General features: G+C 67.5%; 16 protein-coding genes. 8 read left to right on the forward strand and 8 right to left on the reverse strand.

From position 1 onward, the window contains the following. Positions 1-42: 42 nt before the first annotated feature. Positions 43-984 carry a PilZ domain-containing protein gene (locus OK349_RS06460; protein WP_265116993.1) on the forward strand — a complete coding sequence of 314 codons (942 nt, stop codon included), beginning with the start codon at positions 43-45 and terminating at the stop codon, positions 982-984. A gap of 23 nt (positions 985-1,007) precedes the next feature. Here OK349_RS06460 and OK349_RS06465 read toward each other — a convergent pair whose 3' ends face one another. Then, positions 1,008-1,418, reverse strand: coding sequence for a hypothetical protein (locus OK349_RS06465; RefSeq protein ID WP_265116994.1), 411 nt, complete (start codon positions 1,416-1,418; stop codon positions 1,008-1,010). Between the two features lie 173 nt (positions 1,419-1,591). On the opposite strand from OK349_RS06465, the gene OK349_RS06470 reads away from it, so the two are divergent. The 4 genes from OK349_RS06470 (at position 1,592) to OK349_RS06485 (ending at position 4,769) form a co-directional block, all read left to right on the forward strand. After that, entirely contained in the window at positions 1,592-2,776 is a 1,185-nt protein-coding gene (locus OK349_RS06470) for a molybdopterin molybdotransferase MoeA (protein ID WP_265116995.1), read from the forward strand. Positions 2,777-2,834: 58 nt separating this feature from the next. Beyond that, positions 2,835-3,509: a transcriptional repressor LexA gene (gene lexA / locus OK349_RS06475; protein WP_265116996.1), complete on the forward strand. Its 675-nt coding sequence runs from the start codon at positions 2,835-2,837 to the stop codon at positions 3,507-3,509. A gap of 112 nt (positions 3,510-3,621) precedes the next feature. Next, a complete protein-coding gene (locus OK349_RS06480) occupies positions 3,622-4,038 on the forward strand; it encodes a GFA family protein (protein WP_265116997.1) in 417 nt (138 codons plus the stop codon). 134 nt (positions 4,039-4,172) lie between these two features. Next, positions 4,173-4,769 (forward strand): hypothetical protein, encoded by a 597-nt coding sequence (locus OK349_RS06485; protein ID WP_265116998.1) that lies wholly within the window; start codon positions 4,173-4,175, stop codon positions 4,767-4,769. 150 nt (positions 4,770-4,919) lie between these two features. Here the strand turns inward: OK349_RS06485 and OK349_RS06490 are convergent, their stop codons facing one another. Both OK349_RS06490 and OK349_RS06495 read right to left on the reverse strand, forming a co-directional pair. Continuing rightward, positions 4,920-5,123 (reverse strand): hypothetical protein, encoded by a 204-nt coding sequence (locus OK349_RS06490; RefSeq protein WP_265116999.1) that lies wholly within the window; start codon positions 5,121-5,123, stop codon positions 4,920-4,922. A 169-nt stretch (positions 5,124-5,292) separates the two neighbouring features. Then, positions 5,293-7,434, reverse strand: coding sequence for a ComEC/Rec2 family competence protein (locus tag OK349_RS06495; protein WP_265117000.1), 2,142 nt, complete (start codon positions 7,432-7,434; stop codon positions 5,293-5,295). 27 nt (positions 7,435-7,461) lie between these two features. On the opposite strand from OK349_RS06495, the gene gltX reads away from it, so the two are divergent. Then, positions 7,462-8,916 (forward strand): glutamate--tRNA ligase, encoded by a 1,455-nt coding sequence (gene gltX, locus OK349_RS06500; RefSeq protein WP_265117001.1) that lies wholly within the window; start codon positions 7,462-7,464, stop codon positions 8,914-8,916. A 17-nt stretch (positions 8,917-8,933) separates the two neighbouring features. Next, a complete protein-coding gene (gltA, locus tag OK349_RS06505; RefSeq protein ID WP_265117002.1) occupies positions 8,934-10,208 on the forward strand; it encodes a citrate synthase in 1,275 nt (424 codons plus the stop codon). 77 nt (positions 10,209-10,285) lie between these two features. Here gltA and OK349_RS06510 read toward each other — a convergent pair whose 3' ends face one another. Next, the gene (locus OK349_RS06510) at positions 10,286-10,939 is read right to left on the reverse strand and encodes a hydrolase (protein WP_265117003.1); all 654 of its coding nucleotides are present in this window, start codon (positions 10,937-10,939) and stop codon (positions 10,286-10,288) included. Between the two features lie 147 nt (positions 10,940-11,086). On the opposite strand from OK349_RS06510, the gene OK349_RS06515 reads away from it, so the two are divergent. Beyond that, entirely contained in the window at positions 11,087-11,983 is an 897-nt protein-coding gene (locus OK349_RS06515; protein ID WP_265117004.1) for a LysR family transcriptional regulator, read from the forward strand. Positions 11,984-12,087: 104 nt separating this feature from the next. Here OK349_RS06515 and OK349_RS06520 read toward each other — a convergent pair whose 3' ends face one another. The 4 genes from OK349_RS06520 to OK349_RS06535 all read right to left on the reverse strand — a co-directional run bounded on the left by OK349_RS06520 (position 12,088) and on the right by OK349_RS06535 (position 14,232). Further along, a complete protein-coding gene (locus OK349_RS06520) occupies positions 12,088-12,486 on the reverse strand; it encodes a hypothetical protein (RefSeq protein ID WP_265117005.1) in 399 nt (132 codons plus the stop codon). Positions 12,487-12,577: 91 nt separating this feature from the next. Continuing rightward, positions 12,578-12,928, reverse strand: coding sequence for a DUF2200 domain-containing protein (locus OK349_RS06525; RefSeq protein WP_265117006.1), 351 nt, complete (start codon positions 12,926-12,928; stop codon positions 12,578-12,580). Positions 12,929-12,946: 18 nt separating this feature from the next. Then, positions 12,947-13,774 carry an SDR family NAD(P)-dependent oxidoreductase gene (locus tag OK349_RS06530; RefSeq protein WP_265117007.1) on the reverse strand — a complete coding sequence of 276 codons (828 nt, stop codon included), beginning with the start codon at positions 13,772-13,774 and terminating at the stop codon, positions 12,947-12,949. A 71-nt stretch (positions 13,775-13,845) separates the two neighbouring features. After that, complete coding sequence (locus OK349_RS06535; protein ID WP_265117008.1) at positions 13,846-14,232, reverse strand: MerR family transcriptional regulator; 387 nt, start codon at positions 14,230-14,232, stop codon at positions 13,846-13,848. Positions 14,233-14,253 lie beyond the last annotated feature (21 nt).

A 14,253-nucleotide genomic window follows, 5' to 3' on the forward strand; every position in this document is an offset into this window, starting at 1 on the left:
CGCGCCGCCGCAAGCTCTTGCGGGCAAAGGGGCGGGATCAAAATGACATTACCGGCACGATCGGCGATCTTCTCGCTGTCCGGCGACCTCAATTCGTCGCCGGTCGGCGCGATCGAGGATGCGGCGCCCGCACGGCTGCTGCTCGGCAGCGCGGGCGAGCGGCATTGCTTCGTCCACCGCATCACCGCGGCGGGGGCCACGCTCACCGTTTCGGGTCCCGTCGGCAACGGCGATCTGGCCACGATCGAGCTGCCCTTCGGCCTCACCGCCGACGGCTCGATCGTCGGCGACGACCCCGCGGCGATCTCGTTCCGCTTCGACGAGCCGCTCGACGTGGTGGGGGCGCTCGCCCGCTGCCTCGCCGCGCTCCCCGCAGAACGCCGCCAGATGCCGCGCATCGAGCTGCGCCAGCGGCTGTGCATCCGCCACGCCGGGCAAGTCGATTTCGCCTGGACCCGCAACCTTTCCCCCGCCGGCATCGGCATCGAGACCCGCGCCGCGCTCACCGAGGGCGCCGAGGTCGAGATCACTCTCGACGGCCTCCGCCCGATCCAGGGCGAGGTGCGCTGGACCGAGAAGGGGCAAGCCGGCATCGCCTTTGCCGCTGAGCTGGGCTGGCAGCTGCTGATGCCCTGGCTGCGCAAGGTCGCGACCCACCGCCCCGGGCCGGTGGTGGTGCGCGAGCTGTCGCCCTCCCCGCTCGGCGCGGTCCGCGATGCGCTGCGCCTCGACATCGCGACCCATGTCCGCTCGGGGGTCAACTGGTGGAACGCCCAGCTCAACACGCTGAGCAGCACATTGGTCGAGTTCGAGAGCGCGACCGAGTTCGCGCCGCTCTCCTCGCTGTGGCTGTCACTCCCCGGGATCGGCGGCTGGCCGATCCGCGTGATCGAGTGTCACGGCGCGCGCCACGTCGCCGAGTTCCGCCTGCCGCTGCGCCCACACGACATGGCGAAGCTGACCGAAGCCGCCCGCCCGCGCTGACGCCGCGCGGCCGGCCGCAGCGCTCAGTCCTTGCAGACCTGGACCAGCGCCCACCCCATCGAGCCGCCGATGTTTGGGACGTTCTGGTTCTCGAGCTCCAGCCGCTTGCACGGCTTGCCGTGCCGGTTGAGGATCTGCCCCTCCTGGCGCCGCCCGCCATCGCGCGCCGGATCCCGTGTGCTCGCGGTGCGCGGCGCCGGGCACATGCCGTTCGCCGCGAACTTCCTGGTATAGGCGCTACGCTGCGCTTGCGCCCAGGCGTCCGCTTTCGCCTTGCCCTCGGTCCGGCTGACCCTGGCATAGCCTTCCACCAGCGCCCGCTTCTCCGCATCGGACATGGCGTCCAGCCAGCATTGCCGTTCCTGGCCCGGCGCGGGCGCGGCATGGGCCGGCGCCGCAAGCAATAGGATCGCCATCGGCAGAACTCGTTTCATGCGCGCCTCCGTTCCGGCGAGCCTAACGCCGGATATGCGTGCCGGTCGCGAACAGCCGCGACCGGCGACCGCGCAAACCGCACGGCCCGTCGGCTTTCGCCGTGCACGGTCTCCGGCCTCTGGCAGTGCGAAACGCTCGCATCCTCCGGCGCGCCGCGATAACGCTGCCCGCAATGGCCGATCTGCTCCCCGTCGCCGAAGCCCAGCGCCGCCTGCTCGCGCTCGCCCCGCCCGTCGTGGCCGAGATCGTATCGCTGCGCGATGCCGCGGGCCGCTGGGCCGCTAAGGCCGTGGCCGCGCTGCGCACCCAGCCCGAGCTGCCGCTCTCGGCGATGGATGGCTATGCGATCCGCTTCGCCGACCTGCCCGGCCCGTGGCAGGTGATCGGCGAGAGCGCCGCCGGACGCCCCTTCGGCGGAACCGCCAATGCGGGCCAAGCGGTGCGCATCTTCACTGGCGCGGCGCTCCCCGACGGTACCGATGCCGTGCTGGTACAGGAGGAAGCGCGCCGCGAGGGCGACATGCTTCACCTCGATGGTGAGGGCCCCGGCCATCCCGGCCGCAATGTCCGCGCGGCGGGGCTCGATTTCCGCGAAGGCGAGACGCTGATCGCACCGGGCGAGCATCTCACCCCGGTCCGTATCGCGCTCGCCGCCTCGGCCGGCCATGCCGCGCTTGCCGTCCGCCGCCGCGTCCGGATCGCGATCGCCGCGACCGGCGACGAGTTGCGCCCCGCCGGCGCGCCGCTCGGTCCCGGCGAGCTTCCCGAGAGCAACGGCGCGATGCTCGCGGCGATGCTCGCGCACCTGCCGGTGGAGATCGAGGATCTCGGCATCCTCCCCGATCGCCGGGACATCCTCGAAGCTGCCTTCGCCGCGGTGAGCGCCGACATCCTCGTCACCACCGGCGGCGCCTCGGTCGGCGACCATGACCTCGTCCGGCCTTCGCTCGAAGCAGCAGGCGCCGCGATCGATTTCTGGAAGGTCGCCGTCCGCCCCGGCAAGCCGATGATGGCCGGACGGCTCGGCGACACAGTGGTGATCGGCCTGCCCGGCAACCCGGTCTCGGCCTTCGTCACCGCGCGGCTCTTCCTCCTCCCCCTGGTCGCGCATCTCTCCGGCGGCGCCGATCCCCTGCCCGCCACCCGCACCGCCACGCTTGGCGAGCCCCTCCCCGCCAACGGTCCGCGCGCCGATTATATGCGCGCCGCGCATCGCGAGGGCCGCGTCGTCGCGGCGGCGATCCAGGACAGCTCGATGCTCCGCACCCTCGCCCGCGCGGACTGCCTGATCGTGCGTGCGCCCCACGCGCCGGCCGCCAATCCTGGCGACTCGGTGGAAATCCTCGACATCGCTTGACAGACAGGCGGAACAAGGCGTAAACGTTCCGCGTCTGTTCTGGATGGAGGACGTCCCGATGCTTACGAAGAAGCAGCATGAGCTGATCTGCTTCATCGCCGACCGCTTGAACGAGACCGGCGTCTCGCCCTCGTTCGAGGAGATGAAGGACGCGCTCGATCTCAAGTCGAAGTCGGGCGTGCATCGCCTGATCTCCGCGCTCGAGGAGCGCGGCTTCCTTCGCCGCCTGCCCAATCGCGCGCGCGCGCTCGAAGTGCTCAAGATGCCCGAGCGCGGCGAGACCAAGAAGGCCGCGCCGGCGCCGAAGGGCAATGTCGTCCCCCTCAACCGCCCCGCGCCGCCGCCCGCCAACGACGTGATCGAGATCCCCCTCCACGGCCGCATCGCCGCCGGCGTGCCGATCGAGGCGCTGGAGGGCTCGACGATGCTTCCCGTTCCTGCCGCGTTGCTCGGCTCGGGCGAGCATTATGCGCTCGAGGTCGCGGGTGACTCGATGGTCGAGGCCGGCATCTTCGACGGCGACTATGCGCTGATCCGCCGCCAGGACACGGCACGCGACGGCGAGATCGTCGTTGCGCTGATCGAGGATAATGAGGCGACGCTCAAATATTTCCGGAACGAGGGCAGCATGGTCCGCCTCGACCCGGCAAACCGCGCCTATGATCCGCAGCGCTACCGCCCCGATCAGGTGCGCGTGCAAGGCCGGCTCGCAGGACTGCTGCGCCGCTACTGACCGGATTGCCACCGCTTGGGCGGCGGTGCGATTACCGCCGAGGTAATTGAGCCGCCCACGCGCGCCGGTACGCATGTCGTCGACACCAACGGCAAACGACAGGAGCGATGTCATGACCCTTTCCGGTCCCCTCACCGGTGGCTGCCACTGTGGCGCGATCCGCTACGAGCTCAGCGGCGAACCGATGCATCATGCGCTGTGCCACTGCACCGACTGCCGCCGCGCCTCGGGTGCACCGATGGTCGGCTGGGCGATGTTTCCCGAGGATGCGCTCACCATCATCCAAGGTGTGCCGCGCGAATATGCCTCGTCCGAGCATGGCCGCCGCTATTTCTGCGGAACCTGCGGCAGCGGCGTGTTCTACCGCAACGCGAAGAACCTGCCCGGCATTGTCGACATCCAGGCGGCGACGCTCGACGATCCCGATGCGCTGCCGGCGGGCGCCCATGTCCAGGTCGCCGAGCGTATCGGCTGGATGAAGGACGCGCATGCGCTGCCGGAATTCGCGCGGTATCCGGGGATGGAGTAAGGCGAAGCGGGCGCTATCAACCAGATTGTAGACGTTCAGCTTCGATAGCTCACCACCCGAATCCGACTGTTCATCGACTGCCTCACTCTTTGACGAACTGATGCCCTGACGTAATCATGGCCTAGGGGAGATCTATGGGCATCACCGACCTCGTCGCGACTGGCTATCTTATGTGCCTCGATAGCAAGAAGGACCTACATAGCGCTTGGATTTCACAGTCGTTTAAGCTGGCTGCTATTGCTGGCGAAGCGCATATCGCCTCCATTCAAGCGAATAATCGGCTGGACCTGCTGCTTCGGGCGCTCGAGGAGGAATGGGAACAGCCTCCCGAAGCGGTGATCGATTACTCGCTAGACCTGCGTTACTCGCTCTCCGAATGCTGGGTACTGCGGTCCTATGAAGTGGTGCGCGCGGCCGCACAACAACTGTACCAGAACGGTGACGCCAACGAGAAGGTGGCGGCTATCAAGCACCGACTGGGCTTGGTCCGTATGCCGGTCGCGAAAGCGGAAATCCAACAGGCTCGGAAGGTGACGGACCCAATCGTTCTCGTCCATGAGGACGGGTCCAATCCGAAAGAGTACGCTAACGACGGGAGCTACGTCATTCCTCGCCAGGTCTGCGCGGATACCGGCTCGGCCATGTGGTGCCCCGTAGATGTTTTGACGGGCGAGTCCGTTCAGATACGTCGGATTGATCTTTCCAGTGAACTGCTGACTTTGTTGGATTGAATTTCCGTCCACCCGTTCAATCTCGCCCCGGCATCACGTCTCCCCCCGATCCAAGGATGCCGCGCCGTACGCCGCACCGTCCGCACTCCGGCCGCGTCCCAAAGGTGATCGTCACCCCACCCGTCTTCGCCAGCATCATTCAGTCGAGCTTCAGCCACCTCGGCACACACCCCGGCGGCAACCACCGGTCACGACGATGTCCACCGTGCGGCAAACCGCGATCATCTCCCGCCACGATACCAGATATCCGCTACGCGTCGCCGCGATGCGCCAGCGCCGGCCATCGGGCTCGATATCGATCAGGCACAGGTCGGGTTCACCGGCAACTAACCACCCAATGCCGATCGCTTGCAATGTTGGAATTGGCTTGCTTGGATCGACGGGTCGCGGCGCGACCGCTCTTTGATTTCGTCGACCAGCCCCACCAAACGCACCGCCCCGACAAAGGCGGCAGAGTTGACAGAATGAATCGCGTTCCGCGTAACGTGGTCAACTTCGCGGCCGCCAAGTGTCGGACATTCGCTCAATCCCGCGCCGGCATCACCGTCTCCGCCCCGATCCACGGATGCCGTGCTCCCGCCCGCCGCACCGTCCGCACCTCCGGCCGCGTTCCAAAGGTGATCGCCACCCCGCCCGTCTTCACCAGCATCGTCCGGTCGAGCTTCAGCCACTTCGGCGTGCAGCCCGGCGGCAGCCGCCGCTCCGCCACCACGATGTCGACCGAGCGGCACACCGCGATCATCTCGCGCCACGGCACCAGATAGCCGCTGCGCGCCGCCGCGATGCGCCAGCGCCGCCCATCGCGCTCGACGTCGATCAGGCACAGATCAGGGCTGCACCGCGCGCCGTCCTGCCCGTCGAGCGCGGGCAGCTCGGCATCCACGCCGCCATTCTCGGCCATCATGTCGCGCACATAGTCGCCTGCGCGGTCGCGCAGCAGCGCCATCTCGCCGCCGGGCATGCGCAGTGCCAGGTGCCGCCCGTCGCCGGTCACCAGCAGATCGGGCATCGGCGTCGCCAGCGCCCAGATCGCGCCCGCCACGGCCGGCACCACCCCCGCAACCCGCACCGGCGTCCGCCACAATGCGATCCACAGCCCGCCCGCCACCATCAGCGCATAGGCGCCGCCCGGCATCGCGGGCAGCATCGCCAACGCCCCCGGCGCGCTCGCCGCGGCATGGGCGATCCACAGCAGCAAGCGCAGCGCCTGTTCCGTCGCCCACCAGAAGGGCGCGCCCAGCCCGATCAGGTCGAAGAACAGCGCCGCCGCCTCCAGCGGCATCACGATGAAGGTGGTGAGCGGGATCGCCACGATGTTCGCCAGCGCCCCGTACAGCCCCGACTTGTGGAAGTGGAACAGCGCGATCGGCGTCAGCGCGATCTCGACCAGCAGGCCGGTCAGTAGCAGCGACGCGACTCCCCGCCCGAGCCGCGGCGCCCACCCTTCCTCGCGCCGCTCGAACCAGCCGCGCACGCGCTTGCTCTCGTACAAAGCGACGATCGCGGTCACCGCGGCGAAACTCATCTGGAAGCTCGGCCCCATCAGCGCCTCGGGCCACAGCAGCAGCACGACCAGCGCGCCGAATGCCACCAGCCGCAGCGTGATCGCCTCGCGCCCCAGCATCATCGCCGCCAGCACCATCAGCGCCGCGATGCACGAGCGCACCGTCGGCACCTCCGCGCCGGTCAGCAGCGTGTATCCCACCGCCGCCATCCCCGCCGCACCCGCCGCGACCACCGGCAGCGGCCAGCGTAGTGCGAGTGCCGGGCTCAGCGCGAGCAACCGCAGCACCAGCAGCATCGTCGCACCGACCACCGCGGTCACATGCAGCCCGCTCACCGACAGCAGGTGCGCCAGGCCCGAGCGCCGCAGCGCCTCGGAATCCGCTTCGGAAATCGCCCCGCGGTCGCCCGTCGCCAGCGCCGCGGCGATCCCGCCTGCGCTGCCCTCGACCTGCGACTGGACATGCACCGTGAGCCGCTCGCGCAGCCCGCTCTTCGCCTCCCCGGGCGTCACGATCTCCACCGGCGCAAAGCCGCGCCCGGTCGCGCCAAGCCGGTCGAACCAGGCCACCCGCTCGAAATCATAGGCGCCCGGCACCGCCGGCGGCGCGGGCGGCATCAGCCGCGCCCGCAGCTTCACCACCGCCCCCCGCGTTAAGCCGGCTGGCACATCCGCCGCATCCAGGTTCACGCGCACCCGCCCCGGCAGGCCCGAGCCCGCCTCGGGCGCGATCCGCACACGCACCAACTCGCGCGCCGGCATCGCCTCGATCCGCTCGACCTTGCCCTGGAACGCCACGATCGCCGGCCGCGCCAACACCGGCGCCGCCACCCGCTCGGCGCGCCACCACACCAGCGCGCAACCGATCGCGACCAGTGCCGCCGCCACCGTCACGCAACGCGCCGCACGACCGCTGCCGCCCACGGCCAGTCCGGCGGCCGCCACCGCCAGCCCGCCCAACATCACCGCCGCCCAGCGATTCGCATCGGGCAATGCGAACCACGCCGCGATTCCGGCCCCGATCAGCACCGGAATCCACAGCACCAGCTGCCCGCGTTCGGCCTCCAGCCATCGCTCCAGCGCCTCGCCCGGCCGCCATCCTCCTGCGATTTGAAGCAGGCGGAACCCCGTGCTACGGGCGCTCGCGGCTGAACTGGCCATCGATCACCTGTCTGGGAGCAAGCGCGCTTGGGCGCAACATCACAGCCCGTTAGCGGGCCAAATCCTAACGGCGCAATCGTCACGCGTTTCGCCCCGTCGCCAACGGGGTTCCTGCACATCGGGGGCGCGCGCACCGCGCTGTTCAACTGGCTGTTCGCGCGCCGCCACGGCGGCAAGTTCCTGCTGCGCATCGAGGATACCGACCGCGCCCGCTCGACCGACGCGGCGATCGCGGCGATCCTCGACGGAATGCGCTGGCTGGGTCTCGATTGGGACGGCGACGAGGTCTATCAGTTCGCTCGCGCCGAGCGTCATGCGCAGGTCGCGCACCAACTGCTCGAGAGCGGCCACGCCTATCGCTGCTGGATGAGCCAGGAGGAGATCGCCGCGCAGCGCGAGGAAGCGCAGGCGGCGAAGCTGCCCTACCGCATCCGCAGCCCGTGGCGCGACCGCGCCGACGGCCCGCTCGACCAGCCGCACGTGATCCGCATCCGCGCCCCGCGCGAGGGCGCGACGACGCTTCCCGACGCGGTACAGGGCGAGGTGACCGTCCAGAATGCCGAGCTGGACGACATGATCCTGCTCCGCTCGGACGGCACCCCGACCTATATGCTCGCGGTGGTGGTCGACGATCACGACATGGGTGTGACCCATGTCATCCGCGGCGACGATCATCTCAACAACGCCTTCCGCCAGCTGTTGATCATCCACGCGATGGGTTGGCCCGAGCCGATCTACGCGCACATCCCGCTGATCCACGGCGCGGACGGCGCCAAGCTCTCCAAGCGCCATGGCGCGCTCGGTGTCGACGCCTATCGCGACGAATTGGGCGTGCTGCCCGAGGCGCTGTTCAATCACCTGCTCCGCCTCGGCTGGGGCCATGGCGACGACGAGATCATCGATCGCGCGCAGGCGGTCGAGTGGTTCGACCTGTCGGGCGTCGGCAAAAGCCCCTCGCGCTTCGACTTGAAGAAGCTCGACAGCCTCAACGGCCACTACATCCGCGCCGCGGACGATGCGCGACTCGCGCAGCTCGCCGCGCCGTTCCTGCCCTTCGAAGCGTTGCCGCAGCAGATCGAGCTTCTGCAGCGCAGCATGCACGCACTCAAGCCCCGCGCCGCCAACCTCCTCGAAATCGCGGATGGCGCGGCCTTTCTCTTTCGCACACGCCCCCTTGAAATGGACGCAGATGCACAAAATCTACTAGAGGGTGACGCGCGAGGCCTGCTCGCCCAGCTTCACACCGCGCTTGACGCGGTCGCGGAGTGGAATACGGAGGCGCTCGAAGCGGCGGTACGCCAGGTGGCGGAGTCGGGAGGGGTCAAATTGGGAGCAGTCGCACAACCGCTCCGCGCGGCGCTCACGGGGCGCCGGACCTCGCCTGGCATCTTCGACGTCCTCGTCCTGTTGGGGCGCGAGGAAAGCCTGGGCCGGATCGCCGACCAGACGAAAGCCCCCGCCGGTTCCGGCGTCCAGGGCTGAACGAAAGGATGAAGACCATGACCGACTCCACCCTTCCCATCGGTGACAAGGATTATCCGGTCCGAAAGGGTAGCGTCGGTCCCGAGGTGGTCGACATCCGCAAGTTCTACGGCCAGTCGGGCATGTTCACTTATGACCCCGGCTTCACTTCGACCGCGTCGTGCGAGAGCGGCCTCACCTATATCGACGGTGACGAGGGCATCCTGCTCCACCGCGGCTATCCGATCGATCAGCTCGCCGAGCAGTCGAGCTTCATGGAAGTCGCTTATCTGCTGCTGAACGGCGAGCTGCCCAACCAGGGCGAGCTCGACAAGTTCACCACCACGATCACCCGCCACACCATGCTGCACGAGCAGCTCGCGACCTTCTACCGCGGTTTCCGCCGCGACGCGCACCCGATGGCGATCATGTGCGGCGTGGTTGGTGCGCTCTCCGCCTTCTACCACGACTCGACCGACATCACCGATCCGCAGCAGCGCATGATCGCCAGCCACCGGCTGATCGCGAAGATGCCGACGATCGCGGCGATGGCGTACAAGTACAGCGTCGGCCAGCCCTTCCTCTATCCGGACAATTCGCTGTCCTACACCGGCAACTTCCTGCGCATGACCTTCGGCGTCCCCGCCGAGGAATATCATGTCGATCCGGTGATCGAGTCGGCGATGGACAAGATCTTCATCCTGCACGCCGATCACGAGCAGAACGCCTCGACCTCGACCGTGCGCCTCGCCGGCTCATCGGGCGCCAACCCGTTCGCGTGCATCGCCGCGGGTATCGCCTGCCTGTGGGGTCCGGCGCATGGCGGCGCGAATGAGGCGGCGCTCAACATGCTGCGCGAGATCGGCCGTCCCGAGCGCATCCCCGAATATATCGCGCGCGCCAAGAACAAGGACGACCCGTTCCGCCTGATGGGCTTCGGCCACCGCGTGTACAAGAATTTCGACCCGCGCGCGAAGGTGCTGAGCAAGGCCGCCACCGAGGTTCTGGACAAGCTCGGCATCAGCGATCCGGTGCTCGACACCGCGCGCGAGCTCGAGCAGATCGCGCTCAAGGACGACTATTTCATCGAGAAGAAGCTCTACCCGAACGTCGATTTCTATTCGGGCGTGATCCTCTCGGCGATCGGCTTCCCGACCACGATGTTCACCGTACTCTTCGCGCTCGCCCGCACCGTCGGCTGGGTCGCGCAGTGGAACGAGATGATCAGCGACCCAGACCAGAAGATCGGCCGCCCGCGCCAGCTCTACACCGGCCCGACGCAGCGCGACTACGTGGCCGTAGGCAAGCGCTGAGCAGCGAAGCAGGACAGGAAAAGGCCCGCCGGAGGAGCAGTCCGGCGGGCCCTTTCGTTGGGATATCCCCGCGCAGATCAGCTTGCGGTGCCCGGCACCGGCGTGTTGAGCAACTGCTGCTCCCAAAGATACGCGACGCCGCTGCCGCCAAAGTGCTGGATGAGAATCTCGGTCAGCTCCTCGACATGCTCGGTGCGCGCCCAATCGCGTTGCCATTCGCCAGCGAGCGCCATCACGGTCATCACGTTCGCGCCGGCCGCGATCATGCGCTGGATGGCAACTTCGTGAGACTCCTTCGAAATCCCGCCCGACGCGTCGGTGATCACGGTCACGTCCCAGCCTTCGCCGGCGGCTTGGATCACAGGCATAGCCACGCAGACCTCGGTCCACAGGCCGGCGATGATCAGCTGCTTGCGGCCGGTCGCCTTGACGACGCTCACCACATTCTCGTCCTGCCAGGTGTTCACCCAGGTGCGGTCGATGACTTCCTGGTCCGGAAATACGTCGGTGATCTGCTTGAAGAGAAGTCCACCGCGCGCCGCGATCACGCTGGTGAGAATGGTCGGAACATTGAAGGCTTTTGCTAGCTTCGCCAGCGCGGTCGTGTTGTTGACCACCATGTGGGGATCGTGGCTGTTCAGGTTCGCGAGCTGATAGGGCTGGTGGTCGATCAGGACGAGCACCGAATCTTCGGGACGGAGGAGCGACTTAAGGCCGTTGCGAAAGGTCATGATTGTCCTCTGCTGTCGTTGCGAGTGGCGGTTGTTCGCCGGGAGGCAGCGCTGCGCCGCCACCGGTAGGACGGCATTGCCGTTCCCACGCACAATGCGGTAGCCTCCTGTTGTGCGGAGCTGTGTCGCAGAATCGGGAACGCTGAATTGGATATCGAAGAGCTGCGGACATTCGTCGAAGTCGCCGATGCCGGAGGCGTTTCGCCCGCCGCGCGCCGGCTCGGCGTCTCCAAATCGATCGTCAGCCGACGGCTTGCCCGGCTCGAAGCGGAACTTGGCGTCCAGCTTCTGGCGCGAACCACCCGCGGCGCCGCGCTCACCGAAGCGGGCGCCACCTTCCGGGACTATGCGGCCAAGGTCTGCGCCGAGATCGACATTGCCAGGGAAACGATCCTGCCCGCCGGCGACCTTTGCGGGCGCTTGCGGATTGCGGCGCCGCTGTCATTCGGCCCGACTCACTTCGCGCCTGTGCTCGCGGATATGGCGCGACTTTACCCTCAGCTCCACATCCACACCTGCTACAGTGACCGCTTCGTCGATCTCATCGCCGAGGGTTATGATTGCGCGATCCGGGTCGGCTATCTGAAGGATTCCAACCTGGTCGCACGACGCGTTGGGCCGATCTATGGAAGGTTCGTCGCAAGCCCGGACTATATCGACGCGAACGGGTCGCCCGAGACGCCGGAGGAGCTCGTCGCCCATCAGGCCCTGATGCAGGGCACCGAAGCCTGGCAGCTCATGGACGGCGACAGGATCATCACGGTCCATCCGCAGGGGCGCTTCAAGGCCGACAACGGCACCGCGCTGATTGCCGCCGCAACCGCGGGCCTCGGGATCGCCTACCTGCCCGATGGCCTCACCCAGCCATATCTGGCCTCCGGCGCGCTCGTGCCGGTCATGACAAATTATCCGCCGCCGCCGGCAGGCGTATATGTCGTCCGTCCGCCAGGGCAGCATCCCGCGCGGAAGATTCGAGTCCTCACCGAGATGCTGATCGAATGTTTCGCACACACGCCGCCCCCTTCGGGGGCTACCTCTGTTTGAGCGGTGCGTCCGGCAGGATCGGTCGGATCGCCAAACAGGATGCGTAGCAGCAAAAAGGCCCGCCGAAGTGATCCGGCGGGCCTTGTTCGTAAGGGACTACGCGATCACTCAATCTCGCTACGCGAGTTTCGGATCGCTTCCTTCATCATCTTGTCCATCAGGATGTCGGCGAGGTTGTCGGCGATGATGGTCTTGCTGTTCTGCAGCATCCGCACCAGATCGGCCAGCAGTTCGACTGCCTTGGGCGGCATCGGGCCGGCGTTGTTCGCCATCCACTCGGAGAACGTCTTGAGCTGGGCTCCCGCATCCTCGATACCTGCCTGAATCGCATCGATATCGAGAATTTCGGGCCAGCGATCGGGATACTCGCGTTTCAGACCGGGCAGCGTGTTCACCTGCCCGACCACCGTTTCGAAAAGGTCCGCAGCGGCGATCAGCAATTGTCCATGCAGTTCGCGCTCGGATGGCGGGTTCTGCTTCCTGCCAAACACCGATCGATCCATTTCGGCTTCCCTTGTGACGTGAGTCCTGCCGTCGGCAAGCCCTTCTACCGGGAATTTGCTAACAGTTCGCTTGTCCGGCCCGCCGCACCGGCTAGGCCCGCAGGATCTTGGCCATCGGCCGCCCCTTGGCCAGCTCGTCGATCATCTTGTCGAGGTAGCGCAGCTCGCGCATCAGCGAGTCCTCGATCTCCTCGATCCGCACGCCGCAGATCACACCGGTGATCAGCGAGCGTGCCGGGTTCAGCCGCGGCGCCTGCGCGAAGAAATCCTCGAAATTGGTCTTCTGCTCCAGATGCGCCGCAAGCTGCTCCGCGCTGTAGCCGGTCAGCCAGCGGATGATCTCGTCGACCTCGGCCTGGGTGCGCCCCTTCTTCTCCGCCTTGGCGATATAATGGGGATACACGCTCGCGACGCTGATCGAATAGACACGGTGCTTCTTCATACAGCCTCCCCGCAGCCGCTACTCCGCCATGAACCGGGCGAAGGCCTCCTTGTAATTGGGATGCCAGCGCGACAGCGCGGGGCGATTCTCGATGATGTCGTCCATCGCCCAGCGCATGCGCTTCTCGTCAGTCGCGCGATCGACGTCGTTGTCGGGGCAGAGGATGTAGAAATCGCCCCGCGCGATGCTCTCGAACATGAACATCGCGACCTGGTCCGCGGTCCACGCGCCCTTGGCCTCGCCGGTCATGCCGCTTTGCGTGAAGCCCGGGATCAGCAGGTGAGCCGAGATCCGGTCGCCCGCTTCTTCGCGCAGCGCATGTGCGAGCGACTCGGTGTAGTTGCGCACCCCCGCCTTGGAGAGGTTGTAGGCGGGGTTGCCCGGCGGGCTGGTGATGCCCTGCTTCGATCCGCTGTGGATGACCGCGCCCGGCTTGCCGCTCGCCAGCATCCCCGGGACGAACGCCTGCGCGACGTTGAGCACGCCCATCAGGTTGATACGCAGCAGCTTCTCCCAGCCTTCGGGATTCTCCCAGGGCTGTCCGGGATTGCTCCCGATCCCGGCATTGTTGACCAGCACCGCGACCGGCCCATGCTCGCTCAGCACGCGATCGCGCAGCCGCTCGACCTCGGCGGCAACCGAGACATCGGCGGCCATGGCGGTGACATTACCGCCCAGCTCTCTCGCCGCCGCATCGAACTTCTCGCCAGCCAGGTCGGTGATCACGACCTTGAGCCCCCGTTCGGCGAGCCGCGCCGCGATCGCGAAGCCAATGCCGCCGGCCCCGCCGGTCACGACGGCGACGCCGCCCGCATCGAAGGCTGGGGGAAGTGAGATCGACTCCATGGCACCGTCCTTTCGCTGACCAGCCGCCTTTAGCGTTCCCATGATCGCGACGCGATAGCCTGTAATACCGGTCAGCGCTCGAACGCCCCCAGGATCGGGCAGCCTTCGCCCTCCCCTGCAGCACAGCGCCGCGCCAGCTTCTCCAGCGCCCCGCGCGCCGCGGTCAGCTTCGCCACCTCGGCATCGATCGCCGCGATCCGCGCCTGGGCCAGTGCGTGCGCCCGCACCCGATCCTCGCCGGCATCCAGCTCGAGCAGTTCGCCGATCTCATTGAGCGTGAACCCCGCTTCCTGCGCCGCGCGGATGAAGCGCAGCCGCCGTGCATCGCCCTCGCCATAGCGCCGCACCCCGCCCGCCCGCGCGGGCTCGGCGAGCAAGCCGCGCCGCTGGTAATAGCGGACGGTCTCGACTCCCACACCGCCGGCCCTGGCCAGCGCACCGATCGTCATATCGGCCATACTTGACTCCGTACCATAGTA

The organism is Sphingomonas sp. BT-65 (assembly GCF_026107375.2).
In the GTDB taxonomy this organism is placed as follows: domain Bacteria; phylum Pseudomonadota; class Alphaproteobacteria; order Sphingomonadales; family Sphingomonadaceae; genus Sphingomonas.

Coding starts and splice junctions, on each gene's coding strand:
- OK349_RS06460 (WP_265116993.1), top strand. CDS start 43: ATGACATTACCGGCACGATCGGCGATCTTCTCGCTGTCCGGCGACCTC.
- OK349_RS06465 (WP_265116994.1), bottom strand. CDS start 1,418: ATGAAACGAGTTCTGCCGATGGCGATCCTATTGCTTGCGGCGCCGGCC.
- OK349_RS06470 (WP_265116995.1), top strand. CDS start 1,592: ATGGCCGATCTGCTCCCCGTCGCCGAAGCCCAGCGCCGCCTGCTCGCG.
- lexA (WP_265116996.1), top strand. CDS start 2,835: ATGCTTACGAAGAAGCAGCATGAGCTGATCTGCTTCATCGCCGACCGC.
- OK349_RS06480 (WP_265116997.1), top strand. CDS start 3,622: ATGACCCTTTCCGGTCCCCTCACCGGTGGCTGCCACTGTGGCGCGATC.
- OK349_RS06485 (WP_265116998.1), top strand. CDS start 4,173: ATGGGCATCACCGACCTCGTCGCGACTGGCTATCTTATGTGCCTCGAT.
- OK349_RS06495 (WP_265117000.1), bottom strand. CDS start 7,434: ATGGCCAGTTCAGCCGCGAGCGCCCGTAGCACGGGGTTCCGCCTGCTT.
- gltA (WP_265117002.1), top strand. CDS start 8,934: ATGACCGACTCCACCCTTCCCATCGGTGACAAGGATTATCCGGTCCGA.
- OK349_RS06510 (WP_265117003.1), bottom strand. CDS start 10,939: ATGACCTTTCGCAACGGCCTTAAGTCGCTCCTCCGTCCCGAAGATTCG.
- OK349_RS06520 (WP_265117005.1), bottom strand. CDS start 12,486: ATGGATCGATCGGTGTTTGGCAGGAAGCAGAACCCGCCATCCGAGCGC.
- OK349_RS06525 (WP_265117006.1), bottom strand. CDS start 12,928: ATGAAGAAGCACCGTGTCTATTCGATCAGCGTCGCGAGCGTGTATCCC.
- OK349_RS06530 (WP_265117007.1), bottom strand. CDS start 13,774: ATGGAGTCGATCTCACTTCCCCCAGCCTTCGATGCGGGCGGCGTCGCC.
- OK349_RS06535 (WP_265117008.1), bottom strand. CDS start 14,232: ATGGCCGATATGACGATCGGTGCGCTGGCCAGGGCCGGCGGTGTGGGA.